Below are 22,302 nucleotides of genomic sequence, written 5' to 3'. Positions count from 1 at the left end.
AATACACTCCAATCATATAATAGATAATTTCAAGAAAGTTACATATAACATATCATATACTCTTTTTATAGAAAAAAGTGGTAAAATAAGATGATTGAAAATATAAAGAAAAATATAAGATCCTCTATAGATATGAGGTGTATACAATAAATATAAAAAAGGTTATAGGTATCATTATATTTATTCTTTTTCTTGCTGTGCTACTTGGTACATATTTTTATGATATTTATGATGTTGCTACTTCATCCACTGCATGGATTACTATAATTGAGTATACGTTTATTTTGCTAATAATAGCATTTATTGTGACAAGGTATGATAAAAATTATGTAAGAAAGATCGCAATATGCGTAAGTCTATTATTTGTATATGTTATGTTAACAAATCGTTTACTTTTTGCAGATATTAGTTATTCTTCAGCGTTATTTCCATTTTTCTTTATCACTCTTACACAGATTTTTAAATTATGGAATGAAAATAAGAATATAAAACAACTAATTCTTTATTTATTAGTCTGGTTCGTTTTTGTACCAAGTTTATTTATCATTTTTGATCAACGGTTAACAACTACTGGACAAATGGAACATGATGTGAATGAGTATTTGAATGAATCTAGTATGTTTCAAAATAGGGAAATTCAATCATTGAATATTGTGAGTGTATCACTTGTTACATCGTATGCCCGAGTTGTATTTAAAGATGAACCGAATTTTGTTTACCTTATTTTTGATAGAGGAAGTACTGTTGAGTTCCTTCAGAAAAAGGAGTTATGGAATTAAAAAATGCGTTAGCATTTGTCAGCTGGTGCTAAGTCTTACTTTTATAAATTAGAAAAGTCATCTAAGTTTAAGTGAAGAAGATTAAAGTAATTTCAGTGATTGATAGAGATAAACTATACTTTAAAGGAGTTGTTCACTTTGAAAAAAATATTAGTGTTAGGTGGAACAAGGTTCTTTGGTAAAAAACTCGTTGAGTTACTTATCAAAAATGGAGAAGATGTAACGATTGCTACGAGAGGTAAGACGAACGATCCATTTCAAGATACAGTGAAGCGATTAGTAATTGATCGAGAAGACTATCAATCTCTAAAGCTAGTAGCTGGTTCTCAAGATTGGGATATCGTTTATGATAATATTTGCTATTCTCCTCAAGCAGCTATGGATGCCGTTTCTATTTTTTCTGGAAAGGTTAAACAGTACATCTTAACATCAAGTCAATCTGTTTATGGTTTTGAGGAAAGAAAGATTATAGAAGAAGATTTTGACCCTATTTCATATCCGATCAAAACGGGCGTTCGATCAGATTTCACATATGATGAAGGAAAACGCTTAGCTGAGGCAGTCTTTTTTCAAAAAGCTGATTTCCCCGTTAGTGCCGTCCGCTTTCCGATCGTCTTAGGTACGGATGACTATACAAATAGATTACTTTTTCATATCAATCACGTAAGCAACGAAACTCCTATCGGTATACCAAATGAAAATGCGTTAATTTCTTTTATAAGTTCAGAAGAAGCGGCAGCGTTTCTTCATTGGTTAGGGAAGGCACAGTTAAGAGGACCAATTAATGCTTGTTCCACTGGTGAAATGTCTATCCAACAAATCATTTCAATAATAGAAGAGGCGGTTGGAAAGAAAGCATTAACTGAACTTGAAGTATCAAATGAACATATGTCACCGTTTGGAATCGCTGAATCTTGGTACTTAGATAACTCAAAAGCAACGCATGCGGGGTATAATTTTCAGCATATAAATAATTGGTTCCCTTCACTCGTTCAAGCACTTGTAAACAAATAAGAAACAATTAAACTTTCGTAATGGACAATAAAGGGGATCTATTTATGTATACATATGAACCATTCACGTTATTAAGGCCAATGTTCATAACGCTTCTCGTTATGTCGATAGTTTTATGCCTTACAATAATTATTACTAAGAAGAGGCAAAAATATATTAACTGGTTTACTATTAGCAGTATATCCATAGTTAATTTTATACTAGCTAATCAACTTCTTACTTTTCATTTTAATATTCTTGATGAATTGAATTTAAGTGAAGATAGTATCGATAATGTTGCAAATATGATGTTTTTAGCGATATCTGCATTAAGTTTTGTTAATCCATTCTTATATCTTTGTATTAGAGCTTGGGAGCAAAGTCGACAAAATAACAATAGGCTGAATCATTAATTAGAACATTTTAGATTTTTGATATGTTATTATTGGAAAGATATATTTACATAATATGATATATTTACATAAGGTTAGGAGGAATACTGCATGTCAAGGCACGAACTTATTTCTGATTTAGCAGATCGAATTACAAATTTAAACTTAGATCGTCCAGTTCGAGTAGGAGTTAGTGGTATTACTGCATCTGGGAAAACAACACTAGCAAATGAGATTGCTGAGGTACTACATTCTAAAGGTCAAAAAGTTGAGAGAACGAGTATTGATAATTTTCACAATTCAAAAGCCATACGATACAAACAAGGAAAAGAATCAGCTATTGGTTATTATGAAGATGCTCATGATTATGAGGCATTTAAACAGAAGTTATTAATTCCTCTAGGGTCAAACGGAAGCTTACATTACGAAACTAGTTCTTTGGATTTAGATAAAGATGTGTATGTAAAACCTGACGTGAAAGTTGCAACTAAGGGTTTGATTTGTGTTATAGATGGGACTTTCCTGTTCAAAAAGGAATTGCGTAACCATTTTGATTTTAAGATATTTGTAGATACTGATTTTGAGATAGCGAGAAGAAGAGGATCAAAACGTGAAGAACAAGCTTTTGGGAGTATTAGCAAAGCTGAAGAGATGTTCATTAAACGTTATCATGCTGCTTCGAAACTATATTTAAAACAAGAATCACCTCAACAAATTGTGGATGTAATTTTTAATAATAATGACTTAGATTATCCAACTATTATATGGAAGTAATTATATCTATTGGATGTTATAATGCTTAACTTGATTGACCATCAGTGGGGGAGAACTGACCCCATTGATGGGATTTTTATTATAGAAGAAGGTAATTCGCTTAAGGAGGTTAGGATATGAAGCCTGCGAATCATTATTCAGATGGTTCATTAATTGAATTAAATTGTAGTAAATTTTATGTGAATTGTATTGGTGAAGGAGAACCTATCGTATTCCTTCATGGTGGACCAGGGAGTGATCATCGTTTCTTTCTCCCACATGTTTTACCTTTAGCAGATAATTTCAAGTTGGTCTTGTATGATCAGAGAGGGTGTGGAACATCAGAACAATCAAAAGAAAATAATTATTCAATGAGTGATGAAGTTGATAACATTGAATTACTTCGAATCCAGTTAGGTTTTGAAAAGATGAACTTATTCGGTGAATCATGGGGGTCAATGCTTGCATTATTATATGCAACGACATATCCAGAAAGAGTTCAAAACATTCTTCTAACAGCAGCAATTGGTGTAACGTCGGAAGGCTTTGAAAGATTTGAAGTTGAGTTAAATGACAGATTGAGTGCGGATGATAAATGTAAGCTTTCTAAATTAGAAGGCTATATGAAAACAGGGGATGCTTCCATCCATGATATCTTTAACGTATTGGACCCTTATTATGTATTCTCTAAGGTTTCATTGATTCATAAATCAAATACAACATACAATCGTGTTGTAAATGAGTGTATAGGAGAAGATATTAGAAAAAACTATGATATAAATGATAAATTGAATAGACTTTCTAATATCCCAATCCTGATCGCACAAGGCAGTCACGACATACTAACGCCTTCCATTATTCGAGAACTATTGGTTAAGAATATTCCTCATGCTCAATTAATAGAAATAGAGGAATGTGGCCATTGGACAATTGTTGAAAAGCCAGCTGAAATGATCAATATTGCAGAGCAATTCTTTACTACGGTTTCATCGAGTAATATTGATTAAATCAACTCAAATCTTTTTTAATGAAAAGCCTGCTTTAATACATCTCATTATTCACCACCTAGAACTTGATGAATAATAAGTGCCAATTCTAATTCAACGCGATCTTGAAATTTATCGAACCTGCGTTTTGTTAATTCTTCAATTTTATTAATTCGGTATTTTAATGTGTGTCGATGGATGAACAGAGTTTCAGCAGCGTTGTTCATTCGCATATCTTCTAAGTAGACGTATAATGTTTCCAGTAGCTTCTCGTTTTGTATAACACCACCTAGAATACTCTCATAATAATCTTGAATGAGTGGTTTATTTTCTAATAATGGTAATAGTAGTTTATATAAACCGAGCTCACCATAATGAAGACATTTGTTATTTTTCCATACGGATTTAATAATATATAGCGCTTCTTGTGCTTCCTTATATGAATATCGATAGTCGTGAAAATGATGATAATAATTGCCTATCCCAATGGATAATGTCATTTCATATGTCCCCAGTATTTGCATAGATACATTTTCAAGCATTTCTTGAATACTCACTCTATGAGGATAGTAGTTTGTGAGCAACATTACAAGCTGTTGATCCATTCGCTTGAATAATGGTTCGATCGCATGATCTTGTAGCTGTTTTAATATCAATTGCTGTACATGATGTTCGGTTTTTTTTCGTTCTTCATTATCTGTTGGAAGGTTATCAAATTTTAAAATTGCTACACAGGTATCATTAGGAGTAAGGTTGTAACCCAATGCCTCAGCTTTTGAATAAACTGTTAAATCATCCTCGTAATTTCCTGTAAGGACGAGCTCTAGAAAATCTGCTTTCAATTGAATATCTTTCTCCTCTAGTTTCAACAACTTAATAAATTCAAGTGCTGCAATGGTTGCTGTATGATTAACTGCAATTTCCTCAAGTTGTGTAAGGGGTTCTTCTCGAATCGCGATCAAGTAGCCGTATATACTTTCTTGTGAGTGAATCTTCTTAATGATTAACGTCTCATTCTCTGTTAAAGCATGCTGGCGAATGTCATCATGATCAAGTTGATCGAAGGATTCTTCGATAATAATTTGTTGAATGGACGTCATATCGGTAGTGAAATGAGAAATTGCACTGCACAACTTATTAAAGTTGTTATCAAAGAACGCAATATCTGCTTGGATGAGTGAACTGATCGATTGTGCAAAGGAAATTAACCCTTCATTGTTTTTGGCAATTTCGGTAAGCACTTCATACACTTCTTGAGAATACTTTAGTTGCGTAAATTGACTATTCATAATTTGCTGATGAACAGACCTCGTAATGCTCGAAAAAGGAATTGTTTTAGGGATCTCAATAATAGGGAACTGAAGGTGTTCTGCTGCTTGAATTAGTTCATCAGGAATGTGTTCAAGGTAATAACCTGTTTGGATCATAATACCTGATAGCTTTTGCTGAGATAATTTTTGGATTAAGTTATGTTTCATCTCAGGATGAGAATGGAGGTCGTAAGCTGTTGTAAGTAACAGTTCACCTTCCTGTAAGTGGTCAATATCATCCAGTAGTTCAAGCGTAACAAGCCAGCGAACAAGGTTTTCTTGACCATGTTTGCCTGCGACACACTTCATGGATTGGAATAGAGGAAGGTTTAACATTTCTTTTATCGTAATCATAGTGTCACCACCTATAGTTATAAGTTAAAAAAGGTCTTCTTGAGCACAAGTGTGCAAGAAGAAGACCTAAGAATTATTCTTGAAAATTAAAGTAGTTTTTCTTTAAAAGCTTTGGTTGTTTTAAAAGTTCTTTGTAAGATGTAGATTTATTTAACTTTTTTGTATCAATAATCATGAGGTGATCTTCGAGTTCATTTATAACAGAATCGGTTTGATACTCCATACCACAAGCTGGACATGAAACTCCAGGTGTTTCAGTAATTTCTATTGCACGTGTACCATCTGGAAGTTCCCAATAAACGGTTGTACTCGTTTCTTGAGCTCCTTCTGCTTGGCACCAATCACATTTCATAATAAATAAAACTCCTTTCTCGTTAGAAAGAATTAATGTTAATTCACTTTTTCATCAAACTTTTTTAATTGTGATTGATATTTCTTTTCTTTAAGTTCATCGCGTTTTTCTCGTTTGTCCTTCAACGATTCATGACCTTCACTATCAGAATAATTTGAACGTCGGTTATAGCGGTCAACAGATTCTGGTACAAGATTGAATTGTTCATCATTTAAGAGTGAAGTAATACCAGCTGAGCGGTACTCTTTCTTATATTCAGGATAGATTTCCTCAAAATAATCATCTGCTCTACCAGGGACATAGCCTTTTGGTTCTGGATAAGTCGTAATAACACCTTCGAAGTTTCGAAGAACAACTTTATCAGGGCTTTGTGAAATTAAATAATTAGGTTGAAGTGCAATTTTTCCACCACCACCTGGTGCATCTACAACAAATGTCGGAACAGCATAACCAGATGTATGTCCTCGTAATCCTTCAATAATCTCAAGTCCTTTTGTTACTGGTGCACGGAAATGACCGATACCTTCAGACAAATCACATTGATAGATGTAATAAGGGCGTACACGTATTTTCACGAGATCATGCATGAGTTTCTTCATAATTGGAACACTGTCATTAATTCCTGCAAGGATTACAGATTGATTTCCTAGCGGAACACCTGCATTCGCAAGCATTTCACATGCTTTCTTTGATTCTTCTGTAATCTCAATTGATGTATTAAAATGTGTATTCAACCAAACTGGGTGATATTTCTTTAAAATATTGCACAAGTTCTCTGTAATTCGTTGAGGGAAAACAACAGGTGCTCTCGTACCGATGCGTATAATTTCTACATGTTCAATCTCACGTAGGTTCTTTAATATATATTCCAAAATTTTATCGTTAATGAGTAATCCGTCACCACCCGAGATTAGAACGTCGCGAACTTGTGGCGTTTCGCGGATATATGCAATTGCATCATCTAGTTGTTTCTTTGGAACGCCCATCCCAATTTGACCTGAAAATCTACGTCTTGTACAGTAGCGACAATACATTGAACATTGATTTGTTACTAGGAACAGGACACGGTCTGGATATCGATGTGTTAAACCAGGTACTGGAGAATCTTCGTCTTCATGAAGTGGGTCTTCAAGGTCATATTTTGTTTTATGGATTTCCTCATGAATCGGTACAGATTGCATGCGAATTGGACAACGTGGATCATCTGGATCCATTAATGATGCGTAATAAGGTGTAATATTTAATGGAATTGTTTTTGTGGAAATTTTAACGCCTTCTTCTTCTTCTGGTGTTAAATTAATCACTTTCTTCAAATCATCTAACGTGCGAATGGTATTTGTTAGTTGCCAAATCCAGTCATTCCATTGCTCATCTGTTACATCTTTCCATAACTCAATATCTTTCCAATGACGATTCGGTTTATATAATTTTGAAGCCATTTTATCACTCCTTAGAAATTTTGATAGAGGATGCTCAATTGTCTTATTGATTTCATTTCGAAAATATGAGAAGCATTCAGGCCTACTAACACTAAGTAGTTGGTTGAATGTAATAAGTTCTCTTTTCTCATTTTGAACACACGCTCATCTTAAAGTTTTATCTAACATAATTAATATGCAATTTTTGTGCCAATTTAAAATAATCTAAATTAATAAAATATTAGACCGTTAAGTTCATTTAATTATAAAAAAGGTTGAATTTTGAGATAATTTTAACATTTTTGTATAAAGTAACTGCCGAAAAATAAGCACAGATATATACCTATAATAAGGTTGAGATGTAAAATGATAGAATTTAGCTTGAGTTGTGCTCAAAAATCGGCATAATTTATGAAAAATCGGCACTCTTTAGGTAACGCAGAAGAATTTAACAATAAAAAAATGGATTTTGGTACACTTTAAGACATATGTCCTTCTCAACTTACTTATATTTATCATTTAATTAAGATGTAGTCTAAATGAAGGAGGAAAAAATATGAAAGGCGTTATCTTTGCATTTTTAGCTGGTGCTTTTATTACAATACAAGGTGTAGCCAATTCACGAATTAGTGTAGATATGGGCACTTGGCAAACAGCTACAATTACTCATTTAACGGGCTTTATAGCTGCGTTTCTAATAATGTTAGTCGTTCGAGATATAAAATGGAAAATGTTTAAAAAAGTGAACCCGTTATATTTATCAGGTGGTTCATTTGGTGCATTTGTTGTTTTTGGTAATATTATGGCGATGAATCGAATCGGTGCTACGTTCACAATAGCTGGTTTACTCATATCTCAACTTGCAGTAACATTTTTGGTTGATAGTAAGGGTTGGTTCGGTGTAAAAAAACAAAAGATTGAACTACCACAGTTTATCGGTTTTGGAATGATGTTAGTAGGTGTCATTATTTTAAGTGTTTGATTGACATTGTCATAGGAAGTTACTGAAGGAGTGATGCGATTATGAAAGAAGTAAACGATCGAGAGTTATTGAATCATTTCTTGAAAACTTATCAAATTGAATCAATATTTAATGGCCATTTAAGACAACATTTATCTTTATATAGTTTTCAACAAGGTGAGCTCATTTGTTCTCAAGGTGAACAAAGTCAAAATTTATATATATTTGTAAAGGGAAAGTTGAAAATCTATACAACTTCTGTAGAAGGAAAAACACTTATCCTTGCATTTAAAGCTCCACTTGAATTAATTGGTGATATTGAATATGTGCGTGATATAGAAATTATTAATACAGTTGAAGCGGTATCTTCAGGATATTTAATTGGAATTCATTATAAATGGTTAAAGAAATACGCAACAGATTCATTACCATTTACACGCTTTTTGCTAGAAATTATTACAGAGAAGTTCCATATAAAGTCGAATTCATTAAGATTTAATTTGATGTATCCAGTAGAAGTACGATTAGCCAGTTATTTGTTATCAGTTTCATTTGAGGAATCAGAGGATAATTTTCAAGAACAATTAAAGACAGATAGCTTACCAGATGCTGCTAACTTAATCGGAACGAGTTACAGACATCTGAATCGAGTCCTGAGTCAGTTTAGATCAAAGGGATTGATAGAGAGGAAAAAAGGATATATCGTAGTTGAGGATAGACAAGGATTGCGTGAAATAGCAGGACACAACATTTATGAATAGGAAATAACAGGTGAATGTGAGAAACACAATAAATGAAAAGGAGGATGTAAAGAATGATGATAGGTTTATTCTTCGCACTTTTTGCAGGTTCGCTAGTAGGTCTGCAAAATATATTCAATAGTAAGGTTAATGAACATACAGGGTCTTGGACAACGACGACATTAGTATTAGGTTTAGGTTTTTTTGCATCGTTAATACTCGGGTTATTCTCCGAAGGTTTGAATATGTTTAACTTTGAAAATATGCAATTATGGTATTGGCTAAGTGGAATTATAGGAGTTGGTGTAGTATTTTCTGTTGTTCAAGGTATAAAGATACTTGGAGCAACATATGCAATTTCAATCGCTCTAACATCTCAGCTTGTTATTGCTCTATTGTTTGATTCATTCGGATTGTTAGGATTAGAAAAGGTTCCTTTTTCATTGAATCAGTTAATCGGTGTACTTGTTATCATCGGTGGGATTCTTATTTTTAAATTTGGAGGAACAAGTGAAGATAATGTAACATCTAAGAGTGCATAAGAAATGAATATAAACTATGGAATGGAGAAATCGTGATGAAGGATTATAACACGTTATTATTTGATGTTGATGATACATTATTAGATTTTGGTGCGGCTGAGCGAGTCGCGTTGACTCGGTTGTTCGAAAAGCAAAATGTACAGTTAACGACTGAAATAGAAGAACGTTATAAAACAATAAACAAAGGTTTGTGGCAAGCATACGAGTTGGGAGAGTTAGAACGCGATGAAGTAGTAACCTCCCGTTTTTCGATTTTATTTAAGGAATATGGTCAAGAAGTAGATGGTGAATTGCTAGAAAAAGATTTTCGCAGTTATTTAGATGAAGGGAATCAACTCGTTAATGGTGCGGTTGAATTAGTATCTGAACTACACAAACATTATGATTTGTACATTGTGACAAATGGGTATTCATCAACTCAACATAAGCGTTTGCATGCAACAGGATTACACCCATTATTTAAGGATGTCTTTGTTTCAGAGGATACGGGCTTTCAAAAACCAATGAAAGGATTCTTTAATTATGTATTTGAAAGAATTACGAACTTTTCTTTAGAGAAAACGATCATCATTGGTGATTCCTTAACAGCTGATATTAGAGGTGGACAAATAGCTGGTATAGACACGTGTTGGTTTAATCCTAGTATGAAGCAAAATGAAACAAAAATCATGCCGACTTTTCAAATACAGAAACATGAAGAGTTATTTCATATTTTAAATGGAAAGAAGAGTAGCGTTGGTAGTTATTAATAATATGAAAATGGGTTAAGACTCGTCCTAATTTATATCTTTAAAAGATAGTTAGATTAGAAGTTCACATAAAGAGTAGGTATTATGGTAATATGTAGGTTATTAGTAAAAAATAGGGGGAGTTATTTTGAAGATAAAACCGATTATATTACTAGTTTTATCATTATTACTGTTATTGCCTACAGTGTCCTTTGCATCAAATGATCAAGTTATAACCACAAGTAATAAGACTAGTATAACGATTAAAAAGGGACAAGGTGATCAAGAACAGAAGAAGATTATTTCGTTAAAATTCAAGACCGATTCAGTGGAAGTGGAAAAAAACACCACTGGATATTTACCTTTATTTGCGGAGTATTCAGATGGTTCGAGAGAGTTTGTTGGAGAGTTTGCAGAGTATCAATCATCTAACTCTAAAGTTATCGAAGTAATTGATAAGTATGGAGTAAGCGGTATATCACTAGGCACTGCCCAACTCACTGCAAAATACGAGGGTTTAAAAGCATACATAGAGGTAAAGGTTGTTGAAGAAATTACCCCTGATGTGACTGTTTTAATAGATGATCAAGAGAGTATTTCTCTTCAAGAGCTTAATTATAAATACGATGATAATAAGTATTATTACACAACAATGTCTATTCGTAGTCAATATGATAATGGAAAACTAAAATTGTATGGGATTGATTGGGATGTAGAAGGGCCTTATTATGGATTTATAGTTGGCAAGAATAAGATTTATAAAATTACAATCGATGCAGATGACCGTGGTAAGGAAATATATACAGATGATGTTCAATATACTGAAGTATCCATAAGTAATGCGATCAAAGAAGGACTAAAATATAATCGTATATACCTTGAATATTATTTGAACGCTAAAGATCCTGAAATATTAGCATACATGGAATTTGATGAAATAGTAGAAAGTTTTTTCATACCAGAAGGTACATATAACATACAAATTTTAGCGTATGATGAGCATTCAATTTATCAATTATTATCTTTAAAAACTGAGATTAACCAAGATCATCAACAACTTGTACTAGATGATAGTGAATTGGTAAAAGTTGAGTTTGATGGACAGATTGATAAAGGATATGAGTTCCCTGTTTTATCGCTTTGTAATTTTGATTACTTTACAACTTGTAGCCCGCTCTATGGTGACTATAGGAAAGTTAATAAAATATTTACAACAAAGCTCGATTATGACATTAGATTTAGTGTTTCAGTTGATAAAATAAGGTATGAATTTGAGATTGATGAAGTTGACTTAACAAATAATATAAAAATTGATTTTGATAACAACATTCAAGCACAATTAAATATTGCAGACCAAGTATATGAAGGAAATAGTAATTTGTATTTGTACAGAGGAGATAGCGAATTAACGATTGAAGATAGCTACGGGAACAAGTTAACTGTTCGTGATGATAATGGTGAAGTTAAAGGATATTTAGTATTTGAAAATGAGAACGAGAAATATATTTCAGAAATTACCTCACTATCTAAGCCAACAGTAAAACTACCAAATATTGAAGGAACATTTGATGTTTACTTTGTTCTAAGTGATGTAGAGGATGATTATTAAATAGTTAATGCTGACACTCATACAAAAAAGTGATAGTGAATTGATAAGAGTTAAAAGAACTTTCTATATTATTAATTGAACACTCATATTCAATTCGAAAAATAATAAAGGTACTGATGGATCAATTCTATCAGTACCTTTTTAATAGAAACTTAGAATGGAGACACTATGTGAGTTTTGTGTGAGAAAGTATCTAGTTGGTTGAACTAACTGCTAGTGGAAGATGAAGCAATAGTTCTGCTAATGAAAGTTTAGCTTATGATTAGGGGGAATAATAATTGAAGCATTTGAAAATATTATTCTGGTTAAGCCTTGCAACACTATTGTTTCTTGGAGGATATCTTATTGGGTCAATGACATCAGAGAAGGCTTCAAGAGAAATCCAAGTGATCTATGCAGATCTTGAACATGAAGGGCGATTTAATATTGAAAAAGTAATAACGGATGTTGATGATCAGAGCGTAGTTGATCATTTTATGATGATTTTTATGCATAAGAAGGAAACTACAAACATAAAAAAATTAGCTAGAAAGCCAGATGTATATATTTCGATTATGAGTCCTAAACGATTTGTTGGGTTGGTTAATTCGAGTGTATGGTTTACGAGCGAAGGGGCGATTATTGCACACCGAGAAGAAGAGAGCTCACAAAATAAGACGTATTATCAAATAGATGAAGCTGATGCTGCTTACATAAAAGAACAAATTGAATATATAGATTAGAAAAAAGGAAAATTCCATACCTAATTCATCAACTAATAGAGTAGAAGGAAGGTATGGAATAGCCTTATAAATAGGAGATTAATTTATCTAATCTCAAGATTTAATTGTCAAATAGAAGGAAGATAAATTATAGCCTATTTTATTTCATATGTATTGAGAAACAATAATATCTTGGTCGTATGGCGTGATGCCTTGCTCTAGTGAGAAAATAACATCCGCTTCTTCTATATTATCACACCTTTGACCTCTTGCAAGCATATGGAGGTGAAATAAATCATAAAGCTTTGGTTTTTCAAGGTTGGCGAAGGCCTTGCCCATTAGAACCATACCTCTGTTATTCTTCTCAACATTATTATGATAGGATGGATGTGCCTTAAGAGAGATATCAGTCCAAATATATTTCATTTCATGTAGGTCTAATATCATCGGAATACAAATCATCGTTTCAGATGTAATATCAATCTTGTTTTCTACTGTTTTTGGTTCATAAATTTCACCGGAATTCGGATGTTGTCGATTCATCCAGCCCATGAAACATTCTTGCATTTCTGTGAAAGGTAGTTCGGTATAGTTGTTAATTGAAATGATGATGTATCGACCACCGTATTTTTTGACAGATTCAATATCAATATCGATGAACTCACTAGCACCATCAGGAGCAGCGGTAATATCGCCACTATGTGCTGCGTTATATTTTTTTGATCTTAAGTTTGTATATGAAATATGTTCTAAGTAATTCCAATCCTCATCATACATTACTGCAGATAAGTCAACGTCAACTCTAACTGCCTTTGGCTGTTTCCAATATACAAATGTTCTGAGTGTATTTGTAACTTCTTGAAGATTGATTTTTGAACCTCTAACAATTGAGTGTAAAGCTTTACTGGCAGAGCGCTGTGAAAATGGAACAACGTAATTTTTTAAAGATTCATCAATGTAAACTTTACCCAAATAATCTTTTTCTTTATAGATGTTTATGAGTGCTGTTTCACATATGTCAATGATATTTTTACAGATACGTTCATCTATTTCTGGAAGCGTGTTGTCTATCCCAAATACTTTCGCAACATTTCCTTTTGGAAAAAAGGTTCGTAACTCATGTTGCATGTTACGATTTTTAAAATGTGTGATGACTTGTAATAACACAGTGGATGATACGGACTGAGCTACATCTTTGAACGTATTGACGACAACATTTGGCTTTGAATGAATCCTAATTAAATGATCGAGTTTACGTGCAAATTCACCAGGTCGCTGTTTGAGAAGCTCCAGTGCTGTTGCGTAATCCTCCGTTTTAATTGCTTGAGAAACTTTACTATTGAACGTTTCAATCTTCTCATTGTTTCTTAACTTTCGAAAGGCAATTTGAGCTTTCCCATAGGCTTCTTTATACTCTGAAGGATGAAGTCTTTCTCCTAATCGAATCCACCGATTTTTATATTTCACCATGTCCTCTTCGATGTTGTCACAATTGTTTAGTAACGATAACAGTAGTCGTCTTTCTTTTCTTCTGAAGCTTTTAAACTTTGTAGCTTGCGCTAAACTAATGTCACCATCAGAGAGGGCTACTGCTAACCGAAGTACGTCTGTAGCGGTGTTGAATAATTTGAATAACGTACCCTTCGGTAGATTGTTATCGATAAGTAGCTTAGCTAATAGCGCAATATTTTCTTTTAATGGTATTTCATCTGGAACAATTTCAGTTAGTTTTTCAGGGTAATTCTCAATGAACCAAGTAATATCTCTTTTATCAATCTCTGAAAGTGAAGTTTTAGAAGCTAATAAATTACGAATGATATTGTCTATAGCTGTTTTACTACCCAGTTTGATAACCTTTAAGTCTGTTAAATCAATTAATGGAGATCGATCTTCTTTTTCATATTTAGGAAACAAATGACCCGATGATAAATAATGTATTAAAGCGTTAAAATATAATAGTGATTCATCTTCATTCATTACTTGCTCTGGGAAGTTCGGATACATTGGTGCATATGTTTTATTTGAGCCAATCATTTCTTTTAATAAACGTACCAATGAACTGTAGAAATCATCTAGTTCTTTCACTGAAAATGTTGATAGAATATCAATTATTTCCTTTGATAACGTATAGCCGATATTTTCAATATTTTTGAGAATGGTTACGATATATTGTGTTTGTAGAATAGATTCGTTTGATTTAGAAACGATCAGTTGCTGTTTTCTTCGTAACAGAATTTCTGCTGCTTTTTCCATAGTATCACCTCAAATGATAGAAGTTCGTTATGATTGTATGTTTGTTATTCCAATAAAAAGTTAATATCGGTTATTTCATATTAGCAATCTGTTTATTCATTATATTTGTTACGTTAATTCATATTTCTTTAATTTATATTGCAATGTTTGGCGTGGAACTTCTAGTATTTCAGCCGCTTGTTTAACATTGCCATTCGTTGTTTTTAAAGCGTTACTAATCATTTCACGTTCGGTTCGTTCTAGTGTTGCTTTCAACGGTTGAATATCAGACGTATATGTTGACTCTGCATCGTCTAGTTGAAGGTAGATTGGTAGATGATTGAGTTGTAAAGTGTTATCTTCAGCCATATTCATTGCATATTCAATCGTATGCTCAAGTTCACGAACATTTCCTGGCCAATGGTGTTGTCTCAACTTAGTATGGACAGTTTGCTCGATATGTTGAACATGTTTATCAAATTTATGGTTATACTTTCTAACAAAATGACGCGTTAATAAAAGAATGTCATCTTTGCGTAAACGTAGCGGTGGAATTTCCATCAAGAAAACATTTAATCGGTAGTAAAGATCGGAACGGATCACGTTTTGTTCCATGCAAATGCTAGGATGTTGATTTAATGCTGTCATGATACGGACATCAACAGTATAGTTTTTCGTATCTCCAACCCGACGAATAACACCATCTTCTAATACACGAAGTAACTTTGCTTGTAACTCGAGCGGCATTGAATTGATTTCATCGAGAAATAGTGTTCCACCATTCGCTAATTCAAATAAACCAGGTCGATCAACTGCCCCAGTAAAGCTTCCTTTCTTCGTACCAAATAGAATACTTTCAAGTAAAGTTGCTGGTAGTGCTGCACAATTTTGCGCGATGAAAGGTTGATTTTTTCGTGTTGATGCATTGTGCATCGATTGAACGAGCAGTTCTTTTCCAGTTCCTGTTTCACCGAATACCATGACAGGGGAATTAGTGATGGCTGCTTTTTCTGCGTGCTTTTTAACTCGTGTGAATGTATCACAAGCTGTCACGATATCTGTAAAATGATAGTGTGCTGAATAAATATCTGATGATGGGGCCTTCTTACGCTCAACTTTGGATTGCAAGTCTAATAGTTTTTGTGAGAGTTGCTTCACTGTCGATAGATCTTTTGCAATTTCGACTGCACCAACAATTTCTGTTCCAACCTTAATCGGCAATGTTGTATTCACGGTATCGACGATTTCCCCGCGAATATTCTTGTACGTTTGAGGTTGTTGATAGATTGGTTGTCCAGAGGAGATGACTTGCAAAAGTGTGCTCGTTTCTTTATTTAAGGAAGGAAATACATCTAATATATGCTTTCCTAATACTTCTTCAATTGTAACGCCATCGTGTTTTGCGCTTACTTCGTTATAATAAATAGTAATTCCATCTGAATTTACAGCATGGATTGCTTCATCAATACTGCTTAATATTGCTTCAAGCATCTGTTTCGTATCAAATGATTCTGCAAACATCGTTTTCCTCCACTTCGTAAAAAAGAAAAGTCTTCTTTCTATTTTATAACAATTTATTGAACATTTTTTAGTTTTTTGAAAAAAACTAAAGTGACTGTCAAGAATGTGAACTCTTAAACAGTGCTTGCATCAAGGCAATGAATTCGATAAAATGGAGATAACTTGAAATGAAAGGGTGTTTTTGAGTCGATGAAGTTCTAATCCTATTTTTTAGAAAACATTCGTATATGAACGAATAATTTTCTGGATAGGATTAGTGCGCCCTTTTATTAAACAAAAAGAATGTACGGTTATGATAGAGTGTTTTGTTCTATCTCTTTTTGTTAACCCTTTTGAATTTTTCGGAAGGGTATGTGGTGACCTCCTATCTGGAAATAGATAGGAGGATTTTTTTATGAGTATTATAGAAGTGAACCATATAGAAATGATGATCGGAGCTTGTTTATTATTTAAAGTCGATCAGCTTAGAATCGAGAAACAAGATCGAATCGGAATCGTTGGTAGGAATGGAGTTGGTAAATCAACTTTACTTTCAATTTTGACAAAACAATTAGTACCAGATGCAGGCACAGTTGAAACGAATGTGGAAATTGAACTGATTCCACAGTTTAAAGCTCAACACTTACAGAAAAGTGGTGGGGAGATAACTGAGATGTACATCAAGAAAGCATTAGCAAAAACACCAGCGTTGCTAATGGCTGATGAACCGACGATGAACTTAGATGTTGAAAAAATAGCACACCTGGAACGTGAGTTATTACAGTTCAACGGTGCATTTGTAGTTGTCTCACATGACAGGACGTTCTTAAATCATGTTTGTACGAAAATATGGGAAATTGACAATCAAACAGTTAGGGAATTCAAAGGTAACTATAATGTGTATTTGAAACAAAAAGAGCTAGAGAAACGTCATCATGAAGCACAGTATAAGGGTTATGTAAAAAAGAAAAAAGCGTTGAAACAGGCAATAGAAGGAAAAGAACGAAAGGCACAAAAGATGACTCGTGCTCCATCACGAATGTCGTCAAATGAGTCAAAACTTCATAAAGTAAAGAAAGGGAAAGCCCAAAAAGGTGTACACCAATCAAAGCGTGCACTTGAAACGAGAATGAATCAGCTACAACAATTTGATAAACCTAAAGTGTTACCACAAGTGAAAATTAGTATACCAAACGCAACTGTTATACAAAATCAAACGGTCATTCGAGCGGATAAACTAGAAGCAAAAGTAAGGAACAACCTGTTATGGAAGAACGTTTCATTCGAGGTTCGATCAGGAGATAAGGTAGCGTTAATTGGCTTAAACGGTACAGGCAAAACGACTTTGTTACGACACATTATTGAATGCCATACAGGTGTCCAGATTAGTTCTGCCGTTAAGATAGGCTATTTTAGTCAAAATCTTGATATTCTTGATTTGAATCAAACGATGTTAGAGAACGTAAAGGAAACCTCAATCCATGATGAAACACTGATCCGTACTGTCCTCGCTCGGCTTTTATTTAAAAATGAAGATGTGTATAAAAAAGTAAGTGTTCTAAGTGGGGGAGAGCGGGTCAAAGTTGCATTTGCAAAAGTATTCTTGAGCGATATGAATGTGCTTATTATGGATGAACCAACAAACTTCCTAGACATACCATCTATTGAAGCGTTTGAGCAATTGCTCTTATCTTATGAAGGTACAGTCTTGTTTGTTTCACATGATCGGAGCTTCGTTCAGTCAACGGCAACGAAAATTATAGAATTATTTAATTCAACCGTAGTGTCATTTGATGGTAACTATGATGAATATGAGCAGAGAAAAAACAAAGCAAAGGTAAAACGAAATGACGTTGAAGAAGAACTTATGCTCATTGAAACGAAGTTATCGGCTGTTATTAGTAAACTAAGTGAACCAGTGTCTATTGAGCAAAAAAAACAACTTGAAGAACAATTTCAACAATTAATAGAAAAACGTCGTGTTTTAAAAGAAAACTAAGTTAGAAGTGAACCTGTTAGATGCGTTTAGGAAACTAAATGTATTTGGCAGGTTTTTTATAGTAAATACAGTTGTTTTGTTTTATAAGGGATATGCAATAGGTAGGAGAAGTGTAGGATGTTGGATGAAAACGACCGTTCAGTTTGTTGTCATGAAAGGAAAGTCGAGTGAAGCTCTTTCCTTTTTTGGTGGGGGTTATTTTTCAAAATAGTTTTTTAGACTTTGAAATGCCTGTTCAATTTCTGGTAATCTCTCTTTTACTGAATCTACATAATGGGGGTTATAAATGTTCGTATTTCCTTGTAATGAGTTCAATAGAGCTTGTACCCGTTTTACAACTTCGAATTCATCTTTTTCAGGCAATTTAGTACCTCCTCATAACATTAGATAATAATAATACTATCTCGTTCGTTATGAAATAGCAAATACAAAACCAAACGCTCAAATACATGAGGTTTGGTTTTGTATTATAAAAAAAGTATGGAAAAACTATTTTGTTAGTTCATTTTCTTGAGGTTGATGATGTGAGAGTGTTGATTTCTCTCTCAGTAAAACGACGATTAAAATGAACAAAGCGAGTGTAACAATAAAGGAAAGAATAACTTGTTGTGTTAGCCCGAGCATGATGAAGCCGATTAGTGATATGAAACCAACTAGTAGTGAGTATGGAAGTTGAGTCATGACGTGATCGATATGGTGTACACCTGCACCAGTTGAAGATAATACGGTTGTATCTGAAATTGGAGAGCTATGGTCCCCTTGTACAGAACCAGCAAGTACAGCTGCGATTAATGGAAGGAAATAAGTTGGATCAGTTTGTAAAGCAATTTCTGCACCAATTGGAATCATAATGCCAAAAGTTCCCCATGAAGTACCAGTTGAAAATGCGATAAAGGCAGCAGCAAGAAACATAATAGCAGGTAACCACACGACTGAGAGGTGACTATCTATTAATTGAGCTAAATATGTGCCAGTGCCTAAAGCACCGATAATTTCTACCGTACTCCAAGCGAATAACAAGATGATAATTGGTGACAGCATTGACTTCAGCCCAGCTATAATGCTTTTACCGATTAGGTTGAATTGAACTCGTTTGCTTAAAAGAATGAGCATTGACACGAGCCAACCTGCTAAACCACCGTAAAATAATGAAGCTGCTACATCTGTATTTTCAAACATCGTTAACAATGTGACTTGTTCCCCTGATGCAGAGGCACCTGTCCATAACATGGCAGCAATTGTCGTCACAATTAAAGTAAGAATCGGAATGAACAAATCTCTAAGCTTACCATCTTCTCTCTCAGGTAAGGATTCTTCTTCACCAGGAACCTGTCCTTTTGAAAGATCAACTAAGATACCGTCTTGCATAGCACGTTGTTCATCATGTTTCATTTGACCTAAGTTAATGTTATAGTAGGCAGCAGCAATTGTCATTAAAATAGCAAAAATAGCGTAAAAGTTCATTGGGATAGATAATGAGAACGCTTCTAAAGCACTGAATTGAAAAACGTCATTTTCAGATGTAATGCCGCCTATAAGTGAAATGATGTAAGCACCCCAACTTGAAATCGGCATGATGACACATATTGGTGCTGCGGTAGAATCGATAAGATACGCTAATTTAGAACGAGAAACACGATAGCGATCAGTAATCGGTTTACTGACTTTACCAGTGACGAGACTATTGAAGTAATCATCGAAAAAAATCATGATTCCTAAAATAATTGCAAATAGCTGTGCACCAAACTTTGATTTAATTCGTTTTTGTCCCCATTCACCGAATGCTCTCGTTCCACCTGCAATGGAGATGGCTGCTGTAATCATCCCAAGTAAAAACAAAAAGAGTAGAATATAGACATACCACGTATTAATGCCACCATCAGCATAAAATAATCCAATTGCAATATTGAAAATTTGTTTAACACTTGCGATCGGATTCCACTGGTTAAGCATGAGAGCTCCGACGAGTATACCCGTACCGAGTGAAAGGAGTAACCTTTTCGTAATAATGATCATGCTGATCGTGAGCAAAGGTGGTAACAATGATAAAAATGAATTCTCCATATAATCCCCCTTTAATTGTTGAATGGCGTTCATCGCTTACATGCAAAATCGGTTAAACACAGCTATTAAATTAGTAGTCACGCATCACTCCTTATTAAAATACAGAAAATTTATAATATTTTACCATTTTACCTATAGTTAAGAATATTGGCTAAAAGCAATAAATACATCAATATTTTTTGTACAAAATGGCAAAGCTTATCTAAGTTTTTAAGAAGTCAGATGTTCTTCGTACAAATGTATAAAAATGAGAAATGTTTTTCTGCGAAGCGTACGATAGCCTTCTTCTTTTTGAAAAAATATACTATTATTATAAGTTAGGAGTAGCGACTAATTTTATGATGTAGAGAGGAGAAGTGCATGATTATTCAGCAAACAAGTAACAAAATTGATGATGATCGATTTAATGAGCGAATTGTTAGTTATCTAGTTGAAGTAACAGATGAGACCATTCAGAGTTTGCTAACATTACAGAAGCAAACAAATGCTTCAAAGCTCATTTGTTTTACGATGCCTCATTGTGTTAATCAGCTTCAACATGCTGGTTTCAGTAGGGAAGGCAGAATTAGCGGTTTTTTCAAAGGGCAAGATGGGATCATGATGACGAAATATTTTCATTCTGAACGGGAAGAATCTAATTTTCACAAAGTAAATGAAGATGTGATGGAAATTGTTCAACGTGACCAAAAACAATATGTATCAACTGACATTATGGACAATACTATTTTAGTAGAAGCAACGGAAGAAGATGCAATTGAGTTAGCAAGGTTATATGAAAAAGTGTTCAAATTCTATCCGACAAATGTACATGACCCTAAATATTTACGGGAACAGATCGGTAGTGATTATGTGTTTGTCGTCATGAAAGAAAACGGGAAGATTATCTCCGCAGCATCTGCTTATATTCAGCCAGAATACAATTGTGCAGAAATAACAGATTGTGTGACAGACCCAGATTATCGTGGCAATAGTTTGCTATCCCCAATTGTTATTAAACTAGAGGAAATTCTAAAGGAAAAACAGATTCAATGTGCTTATTCATTAACGAGGGCCCAGTCAGTAGGCATGAACTTGACTGTGAAGAGGCTAGGTTATACGTATGAAGGTAGGTTGAAAAATAACTGCAAAATTTTTACTGGATTTGAAGATATGAATATATGGACGAAGCAAATCGATGTAGAATGATTTCAATTGAAAGGTATTCTTATTAATCTTTTAATAAGAATACCTTTCCACCTGTGAAATTCAATCGTCTGTATTTCGGTACCATTCTCACAAACGAACAAGTTAATTGGAATGAGGTATAGAGCATGAACATTGAACAACAACTATATCAAACTGCTATAGAGCTTATTAAAATGAGGTACCCTAGAGGATGGGGTGGTGCAGCAGCAATGTGTTTAGAAGACGGACAAATTGTAACGAGTGTGGCACCTGAAGTGATAAATGATCAAACAAATCTTTGTATCGAAACAGGTTCAATATTAGAGGCGCATAAGTTAAATAAGAAAGTCACACATGCCATATGTGTCGTTCGTGATGATGAAAGCACTGAATTTAAGATTTTGTCTCCATGTGGTATATGCCAAGAAAGACTGTTCTATTGGGGAAGAGAAGTCCAAGTAGCAGTATCAACCGCAGATAATCGTAGACCAGTATCTTTTAAATCATTAGGGGAGTTACAGCCTTTTCATTGGTCTCTCGCATATAAGGATGAAGATCTTTTTAACTAATATTAAGTGAGAACAGAACAAAATGTGCAACTATTGAATTACCAATTTAAGAACGCCATCTAATCAAGCATTTTTCTGCGACTTTCGTAGGAGAATGCTTTTTTTCGACTGAAAAAAGAGACCATTATTATCCTACTTCTCTAATAAAGTGAAACT

At 33.9% G+C, this 22,302-nt stretch carries 21 protein-coding genes; 14 read left to right on the top strand and 7 right to left on the bottom strand.

Features of this window, described 5'->3' with window-relative positions; all coding sequences use genetic code 11:
• Positions 1-137: 137 nt before the first annotated feature.
• From BFG57_RS05855 to BFG57_RS05835, 5 genes are all read left to right on the top strand, one after another.
• Entirely contained in the window at positions 138-779 is a 642-nt protein-coding gene (locus BFG57_RS05855) for a DUF3139 domain-containing protein (protein ID WP_139125070.1), read from the top strand.
• A 138-nt stretch (positions 780-917) separates the two neighbouring features.
• On the top strand, positions 918-1,793 hold the full coding sequence (locus tag BFG57_RS05850; protein WP_069716533.1) for an NAD-dependent epimerase/dehydratase family protein: 876 nt from the start codon (positions 918-920) through the stop codon (positions 1,791-1,793).
• A gap of 44 nt (positions 1,794-1,837) precedes the next feature.
• Complete coding sequence (locus BFG57_RS05845; protein WP_069716532.1) at positions 1,838-2,185, top strand: hypothetical protein; 348 nt, start codon at positions 1,838-1,840, stop codon at positions 2,183-2,185.
• A 90-nt stretch (positions 2,186-2,275) separates the two neighbouring features.
• A complete protein-coding gene (locus tag BFG57_RS05840) occupies positions 2,276-2,938 on the top strand; it encodes a nucleoside/nucleotide kinase family protein (protein WP_069716531.1) in 663 nt (220 codons plus the stop codon).
• A gap of 116 nt (positions 2,939-3,054) precedes the next feature.
• Positions 3,055-3,924, top strand: coding sequence for an alpha/beta fold hydrolase (locus BFG57_RS05835; RefSeq protein WP_069716530.1), 870 nt, complete (start codon positions 3,055-3,057; stop codon positions 3,922-3,924).
• 47 nt (positions 3,925-3,971) lie between these two features.
• Here BFG57_RS05835 and BFG57_RS05830 read toward each other — a convergent pair whose 3' ends face one another.
• The 3 genes from BFG57_RS05830 to kamA form a co-directional block, all read right to left on the bottom strand.
• Positions 3,972-5,567, bottom strand: a complete 1,596-nt coding sequence (locus tag BFG57_RS05830) for a PucR family transcriptional regulator (protein WP_069716529.1) — start codon at positions 5,565-5,567, stop codon at positions 3,972-3,974.
• Between the two features lie 73 nt (positions 5,568-5,640).
• Positions 5,641-5,919: a YokU family protein gene (locus BFG57_RS05825; protein WP_069716528.1), complete on the bottom strand. Its 279-nt coding sequence runs from the start codon at positions 5,917-5,919 to the stop codon at positions 5,641-5,643.
• Between the two features lie 38 nt (positions 5,920-5,957).
• Complete coding sequence (kamA, locus tag BFG57_RS05820) at positions 5,958-7,358, bottom strand: lysine 2,3-aminomutase (RefSeq protein ID WP_069716527.1); 1,401 nt, start codon at positions 7,356-7,358, stop codon at positions 5,958-5,960.
• Between the two features lie 535 nt (positions 7,359-7,893).
• On the opposite strand from kamA, the gene BFG57_RS05815 reads away from it, so the two are divergent.
• The 6 genes from BFG57_RS05815 to BFG57_RS05790 all read left to right on the top strand — a co-directional run bounded on the left by BFG57_RS05815 (position 7,894) and on the right by BFG57_RS05790 (position 12,639).
• A complete protein-coding gene (locus BFG57_RS05815) occupies positions 7,894-8,319 on the top strand; it encodes a DMT family transporter (protein WP_069716526.1) in 426 nt (141 codons plus the stop codon).
• A gap of 41 nt (positions 8,320-8,360) precedes the next feature.
• A complete protein-coding gene (locus BFG57_RS05810; protein WP_069716525.1) occupies positions 8,361-9,059 on the top strand; it encodes a Crp/Fnr family transcriptional regulator in 699 nt (232 codons plus the stop codon).
• Between the two features lie 53 nt (positions 9,060-9,112).
• Positions 9,113-9,580 (top strand): DMT family transporter, encoded by a 468-nt coding sequence (locus tag BFG57_RS05805; RefSeq protein ID WP_069716524.1) that lies wholly within the window; start codon positions 9,113-9,115, stop codon positions 9,578-9,580.
• Positions 9,581-9,615: 35 nt separating this feature from the next.
• Positions 9,616-10,329, top strand: a complete 714-nt coding sequence (locus tag BFG57_RS05800; protein WP_069716523.1) for a YjjG family noncanonical pyrimidine nucleotidase — start codon at positions 9,616-9,618, stop codon at positions 10,327-10,329.
• Positions 10,330-10,456: 127 nt separating this feature from the next.
• Complete coding sequence (locus BFG57_RS05795) at positions 10,457-11,917, top strand: hypothetical protein (protein WP_069716522.1); 1,461 nt, start codon at positions 10,457-10,459, stop codon at positions 11,915-11,917.
• A gap of 278 nt (positions 11,918-12,195) precedes the next feature.
• Complete coding sequence (locus BFG57_RS05790) at positions 12,196-12,639, top strand: hypothetical protein (RefSeq protein WP_069716521.1); 444 nt, start codon at positions 12,196-12,198, stop codon at positions 12,637-12,639.
• A 144-nt stretch (positions 12,640-12,783) separates the two neighbouring features.
• Here BFG57_RS05790 and BFG57_RS05785 read toward each other — a convergent pair whose 3' ends face one another.
• Both BFG57_RS05785 and BFG57_RS05780 read right to left on the bottom strand, forming a co-directional pair.
• The gene (locus BFG57_RS05785) at positions 12,784-14,871 is read right to left on the bottom strand and encodes a TerD family protein (protein ID WP_069716520.1); all 2,088 of its coding nucleotides are present in this window, start codon (positions 14,869-14,871) and stop codon (positions 12,784-12,786) included.
• A 108-nt stretch (positions 14,872-14,979) separates the two neighbouring features.
• Positions 14,980-16,371 carry a sigma-54 interaction domain-containing protein gene (locus BFG57_RS05780; RefSeq protein ID WP_069716519.1) on the bottom strand — a complete coding sequence of 464 codons (1,392 nt, stop codon included), beginning with the start codon at positions 16,369-16,371 and terminating at the stop codon, positions 14,980-14,982.
• 394 nt (positions 16,372-16,765) lie between these two features.
• On the opposite strand from BFG57_RS05780, the gene abc-f reads away from it, so the two are divergent.
• Positions 16,766-18,349, top strand: coding sequence for a ribosomal protection-like ABC-F family protein (gene abc-f, locus BFG57_RS05775; RefSeq protein ID WP_069716518.1), 1,584 nt, complete (start codon positions 16,766-16,768; stop codon positions 18,347-18,349).
• Positions 18,350-18,544: 195 nt separating this feature from the next.
• Here abc-f and BFG57_RS18825 read toward each other — a convergent pair whose 3' ends face one another.
• A complete protein-coding gene (locus BFG57_RS18825) occupies positions 18,545-18,712 on the bottom strand; it encodes a hypothetical protein (protein WP_175428276.1) in 168 nt (55 codons plus the stop codon).
• Between the two features lie 126 nt (positions 18,713-18,838).
• Positions 18,839-20,413, bottom strand: a complete 1,575-nt coding sequence (locus BFG57_RS05770; protein ID WP_069716517.1) for a Na+/H+ antiporter NhaC family protein — start codon at positions 20,411-20,413, stop codon at positions 18,839-18,841.
• A gap of 360 nt (positions 20,414-20,773) precedes the next feature.
• Between BFG57_RS05770 and ablB the strand changes: the two genes are divergently transcribed.
• Entirely contained in the window at positions 20,774-21,598 is an 825-nt protein-coding gene (gene ablB, locus BFG57_RS05765) for a putative beta-lysine N-acetyltransferase (RefSeq protein WP_069716516.1), read from the top strand.
• Positions 21,599-21,723: 125 nt separating this feature from the next.
• The gene (locus BFG57_RS05760; RefSeq protein ID WP_069716515.1) at positions 21,724-22,146 is read left to right on the top strand and encodes a cytidine deaminase; all 423 of its coding nucleotides are present in this window, start codon (positions 21,724-21,726) and stop codon (positions 22,144-22,146) included.
• Positions 22,147-22,302: the final 156 nt, after the last annotated feature.

This window comes from Bacillus solimangrovi, from assembly GCF_001742425.1.
Taxonomy (GTDB): domain Bacteria; phylum Bacillota; class Bacilli; order Bacillales; family Bacillaceae_N; genus Bacillus_AV; species Bacillus_AV solimangrovi.
The sequence above is the reverse complement of the archived record's forward strand: the minus strand, read 5'-3'. Positions and strand labels throughout refer to the sequence as shown.